Genomic DNA, 17,661 nt, shown 5'->3' with positions numbered 1-17,661 from the left:
AGGGATTCGCCGAACGCGATGCATCCGGGCGATTAATTCATACGAAAGCGGCCGACGATGTTTCAAAATAGAAACGTTTTTAGAACCCCCGATAAATCAGCATATCGATATTAATTTTCGGCCCAGCACGAATGCCGCCGATATGCCTAATGGCGCGGGGAATAACTTTACGCTTTGCGAATAAACTACCGAATTGCGCGGACATAATCAGGACGATAAGCAGTTCACAATTGAAACATTTTTGATCCGGCAAGAAACGTACTCGGTAAGGTGGGTCCACTTCGCTTCGCATTATCGGCAACTTTGCCCGAACGGGCGAGAGTGCCGTCCACCAAGGCTTTGCGGTAAGATATCCTCATCCTGTGCGATCAACCTTGCATAGTTGCCGGCCCCGCCGGGCGCTCATATCAATCGCTCAATAACCGCTTTTCCTCAGACATGGATATTCGTGATGAAATATTCTTTTCAAATTTACTATAGCGATCCATTCCGCTAACATCACGCTTAATCCTTTATGCGGCGTTAGTCCGTTTTCCCGCCGTAATAACGCATTCTCTCGTTCCGTCTGTTGACGGGGCAAATCGGGGTCCACAACGTATGCCCGTTTGGGGAAGATCATGCCGCACATGCACCTTGATACAACGAGAATTACGTGGCTTCACACGCCTGCATTGAACGTCCGTACTGCAGCGCGGCGAATCGGCATTCTGCTGTTCGACGGCTTCTGGCTGCTCGGCCCCGGTACCGTCGTAGAAATGTTCCAGACCGCCAATGAGTTCGCGGGAACGCGCGCGGGCGAAGATCCGCCCTACGAAGTGCAGTTTCTGTCGATGGAAGGCGGCAATGTTGCCAGCTCGTCGTCGGCGCGCATCTGGACTGATCGCATCGACACGCGCTTTGGCGGCGGTTTCGACGTGCTGTTCATCGCGGGCGGCTACGGCGCCCACGTGGCCGCACGCGACGAACGCCTGCTGAACTGGCTGCGCGCCGTGCAATCGCGCACCCGCGCGATAGAAACGATCGGCGAGGGACGCCTCGTGCTCGAAGCGGCCGGCCCGACCGAGCATGATGGCCTGATGAGCCGCTATCCGGGCGCGAGCGCGAGCGAAGGCGCGTTCAGCGCGGCCAACGACCGTCACGACTGCGCGCGCAGCGCGCTGATGTTCATCAAGCGCGACCTGGGCGCGGAGCTCGCACGCAGCGTCGCCGATCGCGTGATGCCCGGCATGGCATCCACGTGGGTGCCGCTGCCGGCCGAGGGCGGCACGCTGAGCGTCGCCGAAAAGATTCGCGCGGCCGCGCGCTGGATGGAGGCGAACTGCGACCGTCCGGTCTCGGTCGCCGATGCCGCGCAGGTCGCCGCAATGAGCGAGCGCAATTTCCTGCGCCGTTTCAAGCACGAGATGCAGGTCACGCCGTCGGACTACCTGCTGCAGGTGCGGCTGCGCATCGCGTGCAACTTCCTGACCGAGACCGAATTGCCGGTCGACAAGATCGCGCGTCGCAGCGGCACCGGCAACGGGGACCGTCTCGCGAAAATCTTCCGCAAGCGCATGGCTTTGTCGCCAACCGAGTATCGCGCCCGAAGCCGGGCGGCCACTGAGGCGTAGCATGTATCAATAGCATGCGATAGCGCGCCCGCGCCGCGGGCGCGCCTCGTCTGTTGGACGCGGTCGCGAGAGCGGCCGTAGGTTCGCTGGCCAGCCTTCTTACGAGCACAGTGGCGATGGGCAACAGGGTCATGGCGACGGCATTGCCGGAGGTGAAACTCATCGAGCCGGAAGTGTTCATCGACGAATTCGGCTTCTGCTTCGAGAGTTTCAGCGCGGACGAGTTTTCGGACGACGTCGCGCAAGGTTTCAACTTCGTGCAGGACCGCCATCTGCGCGCCGTGCATGGCGTGCTGCGCGGCTTGCACTACCAGGTGCAGCGTCCGCAGGGACGGCTGCTGCGCGTCGTGCGCGGCGAAATCTTCGACGTCGCGGTCGACGTACGCCTGAACTCACCGAACTTCGGCAAATGGAGCGGCGAGTATCTGAGCGAAGGGAACCAGCGGCAAATGTGGGTGCCGCCCGGTTTCGCGCACGGCTTCGTCGTGCTGTCCGATGTCGCCGAGTGCGTGTGGAAGACCACCGAGTACTGGTTTCCCGAACTCGAACGCTGCCTGCTGTGGTCCGATCCCGACATCGGCATCGAGTGGCCGATCGACTTTCAACCCATTCTCGGCAGCAAGGATGCGGCGGGTCGTCGTCTGTACGAAGCCGAAAACATGTCGTGAACGACAGGTGATCGGCCAGAGTTTTTTACGACATTTTTTCTTGAGACGCTCACGGGCCGACCCTACACTTCGGGCATCCAGTCAGTACGAGGTGCTCAACGTGAAGCGTCGCGCAAGCCGTCCGCAATCCGTTCCGGTCCACTATGCATGTCGTGCCGGCCACGTCGAACTCAGGCGCTTCGACGCGTCGCGCGATTCGTTCGTTGCGTTGACGGCGCTGCTGCATCGCGCATTCGCGCCGCTCGGCGCGCAGGGGCTCAATTGCACGTGCGTGGATCAGACCATCGAAGCGACCCGCGAGCGCGTGCTGCGCGGCGATTGCCATGTCGCGGTATGCGACGGACAGATCGTCGGCACGATGACGCTTTATGCTTCGGATGGCGAAGCATCATGCGAGCTATACAGGCACGACGATGTTGCGAGCTTGCGCCAGTTCGCAGTCGATCCCGCGTGGCAGGGGCGAGGCATCGGCACGTTGCTGATCGCGTTCGCCGAACACTGGGCCGCAACACGCGGCTATGCGCAACTCGCACTCGATACCCCGCAACCGGCCACGCAGCAGATCGCGTTCTATCGCGGGCAGGGGTTTCGCATCGTCGACTTCATGCGCTTCGCGCACAGGTGCTACGACAGCGCGATTCTGAGCAAGCCGCCGGTAGCGATGCGCACGCTCGCGAACTGGTCGCGGCGTCTGCATGCGACGCCGCAGATCGCGCGTGCGGCCTGAAGCAATGCCGCATACGTCCGCGGCATGCGGAGAAAGCAGTGGAACAGCAGCGCAAGAGAAGCGGAAGAAAAGCGGAGTTGAAGCGCCCGATGCTTCGGCAACTATTGCAATATGCTGCGGCAAGTATTGCAACGGCGGCAACGGCGGCAACGGCGGCAACGGCGACCGCAGCGGTGCAATCCTTAACGCCGCACGAACGCAGCGTCGCCGGTTCGCATCGGGCGAGGGGTGAATTCACCGAACGCTGTGTGCAGCCGTCAGCGTCGGATCACGCCCATCAGCAGGGTGACGAGGAAGATCACCAGGAAGATGAAGAACAACACCTTGGCGATTTCGGTTGCGCCCGCGGCAATGCCTCCAAAGCCGAACACTGCGGCGATGATGGCGATGATGAAGAAAATCACAGCGTATCGAAGCATGGTGCCTCCACCGGTGGATTGTTGAAATGACGTTTGAACGGCGCCCCGTTGCGTGCGTCACGCGGCTTCACGGGTGAGATGCCGGCGAGCGGAATTCAGCAATACATGTGCCATAGTTTCATTGACGCCAACGTTTGCGTGACGAATATTTCGCGGCAGGCGAAATTACCGTCGAGCCGACGCTAACGTTTGCATTCCCTCTCGTCAGGCGCGCAACGTGCCAACCATGCTGCGGACTACGTAGAACCCGTCACGCGTCATCCACGCAGCCAGTGATACGCCAGCGGCCCGCACAACACGCCCCACGTCAGCACACACATCAGCAGCGCGATGGTCACGGCCGCGCTGCCGCAGTCCTTCGCGCGCTTCGACAATTCATGCCGCTCGAACGAGATCCGGTCGATGGCTGCCTCGATCGCCGAATTCAATAGCTCCACCAGTAGCACGAGCAGCACCGATCCGATCAGCAGCACGCGCGCGATGGCGTCGACCGGCATCAGGAGCGCGGCCGGCACCAGGATCGCCGCGAGCGCGGCTTCCTGACGGAAAGCGCTTTCCGCGCGCAATGTCGCGACGATGCCGGCGTACGAATGCCGCAACGCGAACAACCCGCGCAGCGGACCGCTGCGCTTCGCAGGCGGCGCGATGGTCGAGTGAGCGGAGGAGTCGGCCGGGTCAGGCATGTTTCGGCATGATCTTTGATGTGCAACAAATGACCGCCGATGTTACAAGATATCAATGAGGTTGCAAATTGTGATATCTTTGCGCCGCCCAACAGCGGCGGGCACGTGGCACCTTCTCGCCTGACCGACCGGCTTCGGAAAAATCAAAGGAACGTATAACCGGTTAGGGCTGCTGCCGATTGCGTTCAAATCTCAAATGTTGGTCATCCCCGTTGCTCGTTCCGCTCAAGGTTTCGCCGGATTTTCCGTATACGAGGAATGGTGCGCCGCGTGTTTCTCTTGTGCGTGCCGGCAGTCCGTTTTCCCACTTCGCGCGTTCGCGCGGCAGACCGGATTCGCACCGTAAGTGGCGCACTCGCGCGCGCACGGTCCAGGTCCAACAAGCTGAGCTGTTCATGAAACCAGTTGTGTCGTTGTGCGTCTCGCTGAGCGCCGTTGTCGGCGCGTTGTATGCCGTCGCGTCGGGCGCCGCGCCATCGGTGCCTGTCGTCGCCGCCGCGGCGATCGCGCCGGCCGCCCCCACTGCCGCGAGCGCGAGTGCCGCCAAGACCAATCCCAGCGCCAGCCCCAGCGCCAACTACCTCGACAACGATGCCGGCGTCCCGACGCCCGCATCCGGCTCCAGCACATCGCGCGTTTCATTCGCGACCCTGGGCGCGTATCAGCCGCTGACGCTGCGCGGTGTAGAAGACGCGCGCACCGTCAATCTCGGCGTGCGGCTCGATCGCGTGGTCACGGCCGCGCGCCTGCGCTTGCGCTACACGTATTCGCCGTCGCTGGTGTTCGCGATGTCGCATCTGAAGGTGTCGGTCAACAACGAAGTGGTCGCGACCGTGCCGTTCGATCGCGAGCACGCCGGCAAGATCGTCACCCAGGACATCCCGCTCGATCCGCGCTTTCTGACCGACTACAACCAGGTCGGTCTGCGCCTGATCGCGCATTACACGCTCGAGCATTGCGAAGACCCCGAGAACTCGGCGCTGTGGGCCGACGTGAGTCCGTCGAGCGAATTCATCGTCGATACCGCGCCGATCCGTTTGCCCGACGATCTCGCGCTGCTGCCCGCGCCGTTCTTCGATCACCGCGACGCGAACCGGCTGCGTCTGCCGTTCGTGCTGCCGGCCGCCGCCGACAACGCGACGCTGCGCAGCGCGGGTGTACTCGCTTCGTGGTTCGGTGCGCAGGCCGATTATCGGCAGGCGCGCTTTCCGGCGCTGTCGACGTTGCCTACCGACTCCCACGCGGTCGTCGTCGCGCGCAGCGAGCAGTTGCCCGCCGGCCTCACGCTGCCGCCGATCAACGGTCCGATGCTGATCGTCGCCGACAATCCCGTCGCGCCCAACCGCAAGCTGCTGATCGTGACCGGCCGCAGCGCCGCCGAAGTCGATGAAGCGAGCACCGCGCTGGTGCTCGGCACGACCGCGCTAGCGGGTCCCGCGGTGCGCATCACGCAGCTCGCCGCCGGCGCGCCGAGGAAGCCCTACGACGCGCCGCGCTGGCTGCCGGTCGACCGGCCGGTCTCGTTCAAGGAACTGATCGACGATCCGTCGCAACTGCAGGTGCGCGGCAGCACGCCCGACGCGATCCGCTTGAACCTGCGCGTGCCCGCCGATTTGTACTCGTGGAACGGCGCGGGCGTGCCGCTGAATCTGAAGTACCGCTACACGGCGCCGACCGTGCAGAACAACTCGGCGCTCGCGGTGCAGATCAACGATCAGCTGGTCAAGTCGTACCGGCTCGCGCTCGCGACCGCCGACGACGCGCAAGGCCGCCTGCAATTGCCGGTGCTGTCGAACAACGCCAATCGTGCGACGAGCGCGCTCGACATTCCCGCATTCCGGGTCGGCAGCTCGAACCAGTTGCAGCTGCGCTTCAATCTCGATTCGCAGAAGACCGGGCTCTGCCAGGGCGTCGCGACGAACCCGGTGCAGGCCGCGGTGGATCCCGACTCGACGATCGACTTCTCGGACTTCGTCCACTACGCACGGATGCCGAACCTCGCGTTCTTCGCGAACAGCGGCTTTCCGTTCACGCGTTACGCGGACCTATCGCAAACGGCCGTCGTGATTCCCGAGCATCCCGCGCCGCAGGAGCTCGAAAGCCTGCTGACGATGCTCGGCCACATGGGGCAATGGACCGGCTATCCGGCGCTGCGCGTGCAGGTCGCGCGGCCGCGCGAGCTCGCGCAGCTGAGCGGCAAGGATCTGCTCGTGATCGGCGGCAACGGCTCGGCGCCGTGGCTCGCGCGCTGGCCGCATGCGTTGCCGCTGACGATCGGCGCCCAGGCGGACGACGCCGCCGCGTCGGGCGCCGCTGCGTCGAGCCCGCTCGCGCGCGCCTCGTTCGCGGTCGACGAACAGTGGCACAGCGCCGCCCGGCGCGACGGCGCCGCGCACAGCGACGCGCATCGGCCGGACGGCGGCGCGCGGATCGAACGCGACGGACCGCTGGCCGCGCTGATGGGCTTCGAATTGCCGGACAGCCACGGACGCAGCGTCGTCGCGCTGAGCGCCACCGATCAGCAACAGTTGTCGCTACTGCTCGACATGCTCGAAAAGCCGGACCGCGTCGCGCAATTGCAGGGCGACGTCGCTTTGCTGCGCGATGGCAAGGTGGACAGCATGCGCGTCGGCGACACCTATCTGGTCGGCTACGTGCCCTGGTATGCGCGGCTGTGGAGCAAAGCGATCCAGCATCCGGTGCTGCTCGGCGTGCTCGGCGCGCTCGCCGGCTTGCTGCTCGCGATCGGCGCGTTCACCGCGTTGCAGGAACTGGCCGCGCGGCGCCGGGGAGTCTGATCGATGAGTCAGTCGAAGGGCGGGGCGCTGCGGCGGGCAGTGCGCGGCGGGGTGGGCGTTGAAAGTGGCGCGGACCTGCACGCGAGGTTCGCGAGCAGGCTCGTGCGAACAACGGTGAGCGTTTCAGCAACGGTGCTGACGCTCGCGAGCAGCCACAACGCGTTCGCCACGCAAGCGCCGCTGCCGAGCCACGCCGACATCACAGCTTGCACCGCCGCGCCCTGGCCGCGCTGGCAGCAATTCAAGCGCGACTTCCTTTCCGCCGATGGCCGCGTGATCGACGTCGGTTCGTCCGACGAGCGCACGGTGTCGGAGGGCCAATCGTACGCACTGTTTTTTGCGCTGGTCGCGAACGACCGCGCGGCCTTCGACACGATCCTGCGCTGGACCGAGCAGCATCTCGCGCAAGGCGATCTGACCGCGCGTCTGCCAGCATGGCTGTGGGGCCGCTCGTCCGACGGCAACTGGGCCGTGCTCGACGCGAATGCATCGTCGGATGCCGACCTGTGGATCGCCTATGCGCTGCTCGAAGCGGGCGACGCTTGGCGCGAGCGCAGCTACACGGCGCGCGGCGCGGTGCTCGCCCGCCGTGTGCTCGACGAGGAGACGGCCAACGCGCCGGGGCTCGGCTTGACCTTGCTGCCGGGCCCGGTCGGCTTTCATCCGGACCCGGACGTGTGGCGCGTCAATCCGAGCTACATGCCGCCGCAGGTGCTGCGCGGCCTCGCTACGCGGCTGCCCGACGATCGGCGCTGGCCGCGTTTGCTCGCGAGCACGAGCCGCATCCTGATCGATACCGCGCCGCAAGGCTTCTCGCCGGATTGGGCGCTGTACCGCGCGAACCGCGGCTTCGCACCCGACGCCGAGACCCACGCCGAGAGCGCCTATAACGCGATTCGCGTGTACCTGTGGACCGGCATGCTCGACCGGCGCGATCCGCTCGCGCCGACGCTGCTCGCGCGCTTCGCGCCGTTCGCGGACTTCATCGCCGCGCACGGCGCACCGCCCGAGAAAGTCGACGCGACGAATGGCCGTGCCGGCATCAACATGGGCAACGCCGGTTTTTCAGCGGCGGCCGTGCCGTTTCTCGATGCGCGCGGCCAGCGCGCGCTGGCCGATGCGCAGATCGCACGCGTCGCCGCGCTCGATAGCGAGACGGCCGCCGGTTACTACACGAGCGTGCTGAGCCTGTTCGCGCTCGGCTGGCGCGAAGGCCGCTATCGTTTCGCCGCCGACGGCACCCTCGATCCGCACTGGAGCACGTCGTGCAGCGCCGCGCCGCAGTAACGCGCGTGGCGCGTTTCAGCGTGCTCGCGTGCGCGTGCGCGGCTGCGATCACGGGTCATGCCTACGGCAACACCAGGCAAGCCGAAGCGATGCGCACGACGGCCGCGCGCACGGCTGCCATCGGTACGCTGGCGGCACCCGCTGCTCAGCGGACCATAGCGCCGCCACAAAACCCCGCCGCGCAACGTCTGCTCGCGACCGCGCGCATGTGGTCGACCAAACATCGCGACGACCTTGCGTTGCAGGCGATCGACAAGGCGCTGCTAGCCGCGCCGGGCGATCCGGTGTTGCTTGCCGAACAGGTGCGCATCGAATTGCGTCTCGGGAAAGCCCAAGCCGCGCAGGCGACGCTCGCACGCTTGCGCGCCAAAGCGCCAGACAGCGCGCCGATCCAGCAGCTCGACGACGAATTCCGCGTCGCCACCAACGGCCGCGAGGAATTCGCGACCGTGCGTCTGCTCGCGCGTAGCGGCCAGTCCGCCGAAGCGGCGCGGCGCTTGCAACTGCTGTTTCCGCACGGCGCGCCGTCGGGCTCGCTCGGCGCCGAGTACTACCAGATTCTCGCGGGTACGCCCGAGGGCCGCCAGCAGGCGCTGGTCGCACTGCATCGGCGGATCGCCGCCGATCCGTCCGACGTCGATGCCGCGCTGGTGCTCGCGAATCTGCTGAACGCGCGCGGCGATACGCGCGCGGAGGCCAACCGCATCGCGTGGAATCTGGCGACGCGGCCCGACTCCGATCGCACGGCCTCGCTCGACACGTGGCGTCACGTGCTGCAATCGGCGGGGGTGGACCTCGCGTATCTGCCGGCGTTGCGCGCCTATCTGCAACTCGTGCCGGACGACACCGAATTCCGCGAGCGGGTCGCGACGCTCGAAGCGCGCCTCGACGCGCAACGGCAACTCGAACACAACCCTGACTTCATCGCCCAGCAGCGCGGTCTGCGAGCGCTCGAGCGCAACGATGTCGCGGCCGCCGAGCCGCTGCTCGCGCGCGCCGCGAGCGCGCGTCCCGACGACGCCGACGCAGTCGGCGGTCTCGGCATCGCGCGCATGCGGGCCGGGCGGCACGACGAAGCGCGCACGCTGTTTCTGCGCGCGGCCGCGCTCGCGCCCGACAATCGCGCGAAATGGCAGAGCCTCGCGCGCACCGCGCAATTCTGGGGCACGCTCGCGCAAGGCCGCGCGGCTGCCGCAGCGGGCCACGCGCAGGAGGCGGAGCGGGCGGCGCGCGCGGCGCTCGCGATGGAGCCGGACAACGCGGACGCGAAGCTGATGCTCGCCGACGCGCTGCTCGCGCAGCACGACTGGAGCGCGGCCGAGCCGCTCCTGCGCGACATGCTGAGCGGGCATGCGCCGAGCGTGGCGGCGCTGCGCAGCACCCAGACGCTCTTCGAAAACACCGGCCGCGCGGCGCAGGTCGAGCCGTTGATCGACGCGTTGCAAAGCCGCTTCACCGCTGCCGACGATCGCCAGAGCCTCGCTCGTCTGCGTGCCGATCTGCTTGGCAAACAGGCGGACCAGTTGCTCGCCGACGGCGAGCGCGGTCCCGCCGCGCAACGCTATGAAGCCGCCTTGCGCAGCGAGCCCGACGCAGCGTGGACCCGTTTCGCGCTCGCGCGTCTGTACCGCGATCTCGGCCTGCCGCAACTCGGCCGCAACGTGATGGACGAGGGGCTCGCGCTCGCGCCATCGGCCGAGATGCGCTATGCGAGCGCGCTTTACCGCAATTCGCTCGATGACCTGAGCGGCGCGCAAGCGGTGCTCGCGCTGATCCCGGAGCAGGAGCGCACCGAGGGTATGCGGGCGCTCGATCGCAATCTGCAAACGCAACGAAAGCTTGCCGACGCGCGCGCCGCATTCGGCCGCGACGATCGCGCAAGCGCGCTCCGCCTGCTCGACGACGCACGCGCTTTGGCCGGCGACGATCCGAATCTGCTCGCGTCGGTCGGCGCGCAGTGGATCGACGTGGGCGACGCCGGACGCGGCCTCGCGTTGCTGCGCGACTGGATCGAAGCGCATCCGGGCGAGGCCGACGCGGACGTGCGGCTGCGTTACGGCGATCTGCTCGGCAGTGCGCGACGCGACGCGGAGCTGTCCGCATGGCTTCAGCAGTTGCGTGACGATCCGCGGCTGAAGCTGGACGCTGCGCAACACGCGCGCCTCGAGGATCAGGCGCTGCGTGCGGCCCTACGTCAAACCGACGAAGCGATCGATCATGGGGATTACGAAGCGGCCGGGCAGCGACTCGCGGCGGTCAGTGCCGCCGGTCGGCGCGACAAACGCTATACGCTCGAACTCGCCGACCTCCAGCGCGTGCAGGGCCACTACGCGGCCGCGCGGGCGACGTTGGCGCCATTGCTCGCCGCGCAGCCAAACGATCCGGAAGTGCAGCTCGCGCTGGCCCGTGTGCTGGAGCAGAGCGGTCAGCGCGGCGCCGCGCTGCGCGTCGTGCACGATGTGCTGGACGGCGCCGCGCCCGACGACGTCGACACGCGGCTCTCGGCCGCGCGCCGGCTCGCCGCGTTGAACCAGGCGCGCGACGCGCAGCAGATCACGACGGCACTGCGCGCCGCGTATCCGACGCGGGCGGACGTGACGGTGCAAAGCGGCCGCATCGCCGAAGATCTCGGGCAGTACGAGGATGCCGCTTCGCTGTACCGTTTGTCGCTCGCGCAGGAACGCTTGGCGGGCGTGCGCGCGGGACCCGATGGCACGCCCGCGCGAGCCGCGCTCGACGATCTCGAACAGCGCCGCAATCCGTCGATCGAGACCGGCTGGCTGCCCGCGTATAAGTCCGGCGACGCGGGCATCTCGCAGCTGCGCGCGTGGCAGGTGCCGGTGTACGTGCAGATCCCGTATCGCTATGACGGCCATTTCTTCGCGCACATCGATACCGTGCATCTCGACGCGGGCACGCTGGATGTCAGCGATGCCAACGCGTTCACGCGCGATACGTTCGGCAGCTTCGGCGCGGCCGACAAGCTCGGCACGTCGCTCGGCCTGTCGCCGCAGCAACTCGCCACGCTGGCCGCGGGCTTGCCGTATCTGCATCAGTCGGCCACCGGGGTCGCGCTCGGCGCGGGCTACACGTCCGACGCGTGGCGCTTCGACTTCGGCACGACGCCGCTCGGATTCCCCGTGTCTTACCTCGTCGGCGGGGTGCGCTACCGCTTCGACGCGGGACCGGCGAGCTTTTTGGTCAGCGGCTCGCGCCGTCCGGAAACCGGTAGCCAACTGTCGTATGCCGGCATGCACGATCCGGCGACCGGCACCGTGTGGGGCGGTGTGCGCCGCGATGGCATCGACCTGCATTCGTCGATCGATCTCGGTGCGGCGAACCTGTTCGCCGATCTCGGCGCGGGTGAGCTGACCGGGCGCAATGTTGCGAGCAATCAGGAATTCACGCTGCGCACCGGCTTCACGATGCCGGTCTACCGGCGCGCGAATTCTCTGGTGAGCACCGGCCTCGTCGGCAACGCATGGCACTACACGAACAACCTGCGCTTCTATTCGTTCGGGCAGGGCGGCTACTACAGTCCGCAGCGCTATCTGTCGCTCGGCGTGCCGCTCGAATGGCTGGGGCGGCATGGCGCGCTGAAGTGGGATCTGAGCGCGACCGTCGGCGTGTCGAATTCGTACGAGCGGGATTCGCCGTACTACCCGAACGGTCTGCCAGCCGGCCTCGGCGCGGCACCGGGGCTCGACAGTCTCGTCAATGCGGGCAGCTCGACACGCGGTGTCGCGTTTTCGTATGGGCTCGCGGGCGTCGTCGAGTATCGCGCCGATCCGCATCTGGTGTTGGGCGCGCAGTTGAGCATCGATCGCTCGCACGACTACGCACCGAGCGCCGCGCTCGTCTATCTGCGCTACACGTTCGATGCCCGCAGGCAGGACAACCGTCTGTCGCCGCAGCCGGTACGGCTTTATTCGAGCTATTGAACGGCGATGCAACGAGACCTGGAACAGCAGACGTGAACACCGTTTCGAATCCAACCCAAACTCCTGGGCGCACTTTCATGCGACGCTGGCTGCGCATGTTCGGCGGCACCGGTGCGCAGCGTCGCGCACGGCAGGTCGGCCGTCTCGCGATCGAGGCCTTGCCGGGCGAATGGGCCGCGCTCGAAGCGGGCAAGCTGTATGCGATCTACGCGGCGCCGCGCACGCCGGGGGGCGACACGCTGATCTGGGAAAGCGCGCGCACCGCGCTCACCCGCGACGTGACGGTCGTGCTCGCGCGTGAACGCGCGGCCGTTGCCCAGCGTTTGCGCGAGCTGGGCTTTAGCGTCAACGCGCCGGCCGCGGGCTGGCCGCGCAATCTGAACGTGCTGGCGATGCCGGCCGTCGATGATGCGCAAGAGTCGGAGCAGCAAGCCGACAGCGCCGCGACGCACGGCAAACTGTTCGGCGGTCTGCGCGCGCTGAAGCGCTTCGGTTTTCGTGCAGGCTCGCTGTATTTCATCGAAGGCGCCGAACGCTGGTTCAACTGGCACGACGCCGCCGCGCTCGCGCACGAAGGCCGCATGCTCGCGAACTGGTGCGCGGCACGGCGTATCACGCTGGTGCTGCTGCTCGGCGTCGATGGCAATGGCGAAGACGATTCACTCGATACACGCGGCGCGCCGGATGGCGTCATCGATGCATCACGCCGCAACGCGTTCCATGCGGCATGCGCGGGCGTCGCACGGATGGAGCGCACGCACGGCGAGCTGCTGTGGCATGCCGACTTCTGGCGCGCGGATCGCACGCTGGTGACGGGCGAAGTCCGCTCCCTGCGCTTTACCGACAGCGGCCACCTCAGCGTCGCGCCCGATGCTCTGGCCAGCAGCGTCGCGCGCGGCGAACGCCTGCTCGCGCGCGACGAGCAGCGGGTCGTCGTGAGCCGCGCGGTGGTGCGAGGTCACGAGGCGTGGCTGCCGCCGCATTGGGAAGTGTGCGCCGATCAGGCCGCGGTGCTGAGCGCGTGCGCCCATGCGCAGGCCGCGACCGTGGTGCTCGATTACGCGGGCGGCGCGCAGCTCGACGCGTTGTGCGCGACGGTTCATGCGCTGCGCCGCCAGACCGGGCGCGCGCTGAAGATCGTCGTCGTCGAGCGGGGCGAAGTGCTGCGCCATCAATACGAGCTGCTCGTGCTGACGCTCGGCGCGAACCTCGTGCTCGGCCGCGACCTGCCGTTCTCGCGCATGCAGTCGCTGCTGCAGTCGCTGCAGGGGCAGCTCCATACGCGGCCGGTCGCCGCCGACTACCGCAGCGCATTGAGCGCCGCGTTGAGCGACGACGTGCGCGGCTATCTGCCGGCCGGCGCGTTCTGCGAGCGCGTGCGCCTCGTGCTCGCACGCAGCGGCGTGCTGCAACTGCCGCATGTGCTCGTGAAGCTGACGCTGCTGCCGCAATGCGCGCACGTCGATGCGCTGAAGCACTGTGTGCCGCGCCGCGCGGGTGACGTGCTGACCGTCGACGCGTCGCATCTGTATGTGTTCCTGTTCGCCTGCCGGCTCGCCGATGCGGACGCCGCGCTGGCGCGGATCATCGATGTGCCGGTCGAACAGCTCGCCGATTCGCTCGTGCACCTGGCGGAGCAGAGCATCGGCGCCGAACTCGACGCGCTGGACGCGGCCAACCGGCGCAACCGGATCGCCGATTACAGCGATATGTTCGCGGCGTCGATACGTGATCGCGCGCCTTTGAGCTCACCGCTCGCCGCAGCGCCGCACGAAGCCGCGCACGTGGCCGCCGTGCAACTCGCGCAAGTGGAAGTGGCGTTGGTTCATGCGCGTGCCGAGCTCGAAGTCGATGCCGCGCCAACGTCTGCGCCAACCCGGCCTGCCGGATCAGCCGAAGCGAAACCGCTCGCTAGTGAGCGCCGCCGACCCCACCCCATGCCACCGCGTCGTCGCGCCGAACCCAGCGCAATGCCGGTGCGCGCGAGGAGCATCGAATGATCGAAGTGGTTCTGATGTGTTTCGTGGCCGGCATGGTCGTCGCGCTGCCGGTGTGGATCGTCTGGCAGCGCGTCGGCGCGCGGCGCGCTCTTGCGGCCATGCGCGGCTTCGATCCGCGCGACGCGGTGCCGTGCGAGATGGAGCCGGTCGCGCTGCGCGCGCGTCTGCTGCCCGCGCTCGACACGACCCAAGACGAGGTGGCGCGATGAAAACGATCGCCGTCGTCTCGACCGCGGGCGGCACCGGCCGTACCACCTTGACCGCCGTGCTCGCGGTATTGCTCGCGCGCCGCGGCCGCCAGGTCGTCGCGCTCGACTTCGATCCGCAGAACATGCTCGGCGCGCAGCTAGGCATCGACGGTCTCGCGGCGACGGGTCTGTCGCAGGCGCTGCTCGATGCGCACACCGCATGGCATGCCCACACGTGGCGCAACGCGGACGGCGTGCTGTTCGTGCCGTACGGCGCGGTGTCCACCGCGCAAAGCACGCAGTGCGACGCACGCCTCGCCGCCGAGCCGCGCTGGCTCGCCGACGCGCTCGCCGAGCTCGATCTGCCGCGCGATGGCGTCGTGCTGATCGACACCGCGCGCTATCCGTCGCAGCAGGCCGAGCACGCGCTGCGTTGCGCCGACCTCGCGCTGTGCGTGACCCCGCCCGAACCGGCCGCCTGCGCGACGCTGGTCGCGCGGCTCGCGGCGCTGCGCGAAGCGTGCGCGCAACTGCGCATCATCGTGAACCGGCTGAACCCCGCGCGCGACATGCAGCGCGACGTGCTGGCGATGCTCGGCGCGGCGCTCGGCGACAAGCTGCCGCTCGCGCAGCGCGTGCATCTCGATGTCGCGTTGCCCGAGTCGTTCGCGCGCGGCACGTGGCTGTTCGACGACGCCCCGCATTCGCAGGCGTCGCACGATCTGCAGGGGCTCGCGAATTGGCTCGACGCGTGGCTTACCGAGGCCACGGCGCCGCTCGATTGGCGGGACGGCGGCTCATGAGCGAACGGGAAACGCGTTCGGTGCGTACGCGAGCGCTCGACTGGGTCGCGCGCGGCCTTGGCGTGCCCGCCACGCGCACGCCGCTCGACTGGTTCGTGCGGCTGTTCTTCCAGCCGCCCGCGCCGGGCAAGCCCGATTACGCGCGCCGCTGGATGCGCGCGGCCGTGCTGCATTTCGCGCTGCAATGGGGCGTGCTCGAACCGCATCGACTGCGCGCATGGCTGTGGCGCGCGTTCGTGCGCGCGCCGCGTTCGTCGTCACGAAGCGCGGCGGCGACAATGCGGGCGCTGGCCGCCTGGATCGACCGTTGGCTGGTGCCGCTCTGGCTGCTCGGGCGGCGCGGGCGCGAGCGCGTCGACGCGCTGCTGGCGAGCTTGCCGTGGCAGCGCTGGGGCACGCGGCTCGAAGACGCGACGCAGCGCGTGGGCCATGTTCGCTGGCTGCTGCCGTTGATGGTTGTCGCGGGTATCGGTTTGTGGGCGGTGATCGGCACGTCGCCGCTGCAGTCCGACGGTCAGTTCGAGTTCTTCGCCGTGCTCGTATTCATCGCGCTGATCGTGCGACGCTTTCCGGGGCGCATGCCGGTGCTGATCCTGACGACGCTCGCGATGCTCGCGATGGTGCGCTACGTGTGGTGGCGCGTCACCCAGACGCTGTCGTTCCAGACGCCGGGGGAGGCGATTCTCGGTTATCTGCTGTTCGGCGCGGAAGCGTATACATGGGTGATTCTGCTGCTCGGTTTCGTGCAGACCGCGTGGCCGCTGAAGCGCGCGGTCGCGACGCTGCCCACCGACACATCGAGCTGGCCGAGCGTCGACATCTACATCCCGACTTATAACGAGCCCCTGGCCGTCGTGCGGCCCACCGTGTTCGCCGCGCAAGGCATCGACTGGCCCGCCGACAAGCTGCGCGTCTATCTGCTCGACGATGGCCGCCGCGAGGAATTCAGAGCCTTCGCGCAGGCCTGCGGCATCGACTATCTGACCCGCGACGACAACCGTCACGCGAAGGCCGGCAACATCAATAGCGCGCTCGCCCGCACGCAGGGCGAGTACGTCGCGATCTTCGATTGCGATCACGTGCCGACGCGCTCGTTCCTGCAAACGACGATGGGCACGTTCCTGCGCGACGCGCGCTGCGCGATGGTGCAGACGCCGCATCACTTCTTTTCGCCGGACCCGTTCGAGCGCAACCTCGGCACGTTCCGCCGCGTGCCGAACGAGGGCAATCTGTTCTACGGGCTCGTGCAGTCGGGCAACGATCTGTGGAACGCATCGTTCTTTTGCGGCTCGTGCGCGATCCTCAAACGCGATGCGCTCGAAGAAGTGGGCGGCATCGCGGTGGAGACCGTCACCGAAGACGCGCACACCGCGCTGAAGCTGCATCGGCGCGGCTACACGACCGCCTATCTGCCGACCGTGCAGGCCGCAGGTCTCGCGACCGAGAGCCTCGCGAGCCATATCCAGCAGCGCACCCGCTGGGCGCGCGGCATGGCGCAGATCTTTCGCATCGACAATCCGTTCATCGGCCGCGGGCTGGGCTTTTTCCAGCGGCTATGCTATGGCAACGCGATGCTGCATTTCTTCTACGGCGTGCCGCGGCTCGTGTTCCTGACGATGCCGATGGCGTACCTGTTCTTCCAGATGTACTTCATCAACGCATCGGCGACGACGATCGCCGGATTCGTGCTGCCGTACATCGTGCTCGCGAACCTCGCGAACTCGCGCATGCAGGGCAAGTACCGTCACTCGTTCTGGGCCGAAGTCTACGAGTCGGTGCTCGCGTGGTACATCGTGCTGCCGACCACGATCGCGTTCTTCAGCCCGAAGCACGGCAAGTTCAACGTGACCGACAAGGGCGGGCGCATCGGCGAGGGCTACTTCGACTGGTCGACGTCGAAGCCGTATCTGGTGCTGCTCGCACTGAACAGCGGCGCGCTCGCGGCCGGCGTGTACCGGCTGATGTTCGGGCAGAGCGGCGAAACGGCGACGATCCTGATGAACGTGTTCTGGACCCTCTACAACCTCGTGATGCTCGGCGCGGCCTCGAGCGTTGCGCGTGAGGCGAAGCAGGTGCGCGTCACGCATCGCATCGCGATGCGCGCGGCGGCGACGCTACTGCTCGCGGACGGCTCGACGCTCGCCTGCACGACCAGCGACTATTCGACCGGCGGCCTCGGTCTCGATGTCGAGCCGGGTTTGAATCTGGCGCCGGGCGACAGTCTCGGCGTGTGCCTGAGCCGCGGCGATCGCCAGTTCCATTTTCCGGTGTACGTGAGCCGCTGCGTCGGCCGGCACCTCGGCGTGCGCTTCGACGGCCTCACGCTCGAACAGCAACGGCAACTCGTGCAATGCACGTTCGGCCGCGCCGACGCGTGGCTCGACTGGCATGAGCAAACGAGCGAGGACGCGCCGCTGCTTGGTTTGAAGGAAGTGCTCGCGATGGGCGTCGAAGGCTATTCGCGACTGTGGGGCGGGCTCGCGCGTGCCTGCGAGACACTGCTCGCGCTCGACCGCACCCGCTATTGATGCAGCCTG

General features: G+C 67.2%; 12 protein-coding genes. 10 read left to right on the top strand and 2 right to left on the bottom strand.

What is annotated here, in order from left to right; translation table 11 throughout:
* Positions 1-617 precede the first annotated feature (617 nt).
* The 3 genes from QFZ91_RS09670 to QFZ91_RS09660 all read left to right on the top strand — a co-directional run bounded on the left by QFZ91_RS09670 (position 618) and on the right by QFZ91_RS09660 (position 3,005).
* Positions 618-1,610: a GlxA family transcriptional regulator gene (locus QFZ91_RS09670; protein WP_176123405.1), complete on the top strand. Its 993-nt coding sequence runs from the start codon at positions 618-620 to the stop codon at positions 1,608-1,610.
* A 116-nt stretch (positions 1,611-1,726) separates the two neighbouring features.
* Positions 1,727-2,278, top strand: a complete 552-nt coding sequence (gene rfbC / locus QFZ91_RS09665) for a dTDP-4-dehydrorhamnose 3,5-epimerase (protein WP_176368793.1) — start codon at positions 1,727-1,729, stop codon at positions 2,276-2,278.
* A 100-nt stretch (positions 2,279-2,378) separates the two neighbouring features.
* On the top strand, positions 2,379-3,005 hold the full coding sequence (locus QFZ91_RS09660; protein WP_429567101.1) for a GNAT family N-acetyltransferase: 627 nt from the start codon (positions 2,379-2,381) through the stop codon (positions 3,003-3,005).
* A 257-nt stretch (positions 3,006-3,262) separates the two neighbouring features.
* On the opposite strand, the gene QFZ91_RS09655 is transcribed toward QFZ91_RS09660, so the two are convergent.
* Together QFZ91_RS09655 and QFZ91_RS09650 are read right to left on the bottom strand one after the other, a co-directional pair.
* Entirely contained in the window at positions 3,263-3,424 is a 162-nt protein-coding gene (locus tag QFZ91_RS09655) for a DUF1328 domain-containing protein (RefSeq protein WP_013089029.1), read from the bottom strand.
* Positions 3,425-3,681: 257 nt separating this feature from the next.
* Entirely contained in the window at positions 3,682-4,107 is a 426-nt protein-coding gene (locus tag QFZ91_RS09650; RefSeq protein ID WP_254905957.1) for a diacylglycerol kinase, read from the bottom strand.
* A gap of 395 nt (positions 4,108-4,502) precedes the next feature.
* On the opposite strand from QFZ91_RS09650, the gene bcsB reads away from it, so the two are divergent.
* From bcsB to bcsA, 7 genes are all read left to right on the top strand, one after another.
* Positions 4,503-6,905 (top strand): cellulose biosynthesis cyclic di-GMP-binding regulatory protein BcsB, encoded by a 2,403-nt coding sequence (gene bcsB / locus QFZ91_RS09645; RefSeq protein WP_429567100.1) that lies wholly within the window; start codon positions 4,503-4,505, stop codon positions 6,903-6,905.
* 3 nt (positions 6,906-6,908) lie between these two features.
* Entirely contained in the window at positions 6,909-8,192 is a 1,284-nt protein-coding gene (bcsZ, locus tag QFZ91_RS09640) for a cellulose synthase complex periplasmic endoglucanase BcsZ (protein ID WP_429567099.1), read from the top strand.
* Entirely contained in the window at positions 8,171-12,133 is a 3,963-nt protein-coding gene (locus tag QFZ91_RS09635; protein ID WP_429567098.1) for a cellulose synthase subunit BcsC-related outer membrane protein, read from the top strand. The genes bcsZ and QFZ91_RS09635 overlap by 22 nt, the downstream gene beginning before the upstream one ends.
* A 77-nt stretch (positions 12,134-12,210) precedes the next feature.
* On the top strand, positions 12,211-14,133 hold the full coding sequence (gene bcsE / locus QFZ91_RS09630) for a cellulose biosynthesis protein BcsE (protein ID WP_429567097.1): 1,923 nt from the start codon (positions 12,211-12,213) through the stop codon (positions 14,131-14,133).
* Positions 14,130-14,342: a hypothetical protein gene (locus tag QFZ91_RS09625; RefSeq protein WP_429567096.1), complete on the top strand. Its 213-nt coding sequence runs from the start codon at positions 14,130-14,132 to the stop codon at positions 14,340-14,342. The genes bcsE and QFZ91_RS09625 overlap by 4 nt, the downstream gene beginning before the upstream one ends.
* A complete protein-coding gene (gene bcsQ / locus QFZ91_RS09620) occupies positions 14,339-15,124 on the top strand; it encodes a cellulose biosynthesis protein BcsQ (RefSeq protein WP_429567095.1) in 786 nt (261 codons plus the stop codon). The genes QFZ91_RS09625 and bcsQ overlap by 4 nt, the downstream gene beginning before the upstream one ends.
* Positions 15,121-17,652 carry a UDP-forming cellulose synthase catalytic subunit gene (gene bcsA, locus QFZ91_RS09615; protein ID WP_176378075.1) on the top strand — a complete coding sequence of 844 codons (2,532 nt, stop codon included), beginning with the start codon at positions 15,121-15,123 and terminating at the stop codon, positions 17,650-17,652. The genes bcsQ and bcsA overlap by 4 nt, the downstream gene beginning before the upstream one ends.
* Positions 17,653-17,661: the final 9 nt, after the last annotated feature.

The sequence above is a fragment of the Paraburkholderia sp. JPY419 genome (genome assembly GCF_050435705.1).
Classification (GTDB): Bacteria; Pseudomonadota; Gammaproteobacteria; order Burkholderiales; family Burkholderiaceae; genus Paraburkholderia; species Paraburkholderia youngii.
This window is presented reverse-complemented; position numbering and strand designations above follow the sequence as displayed.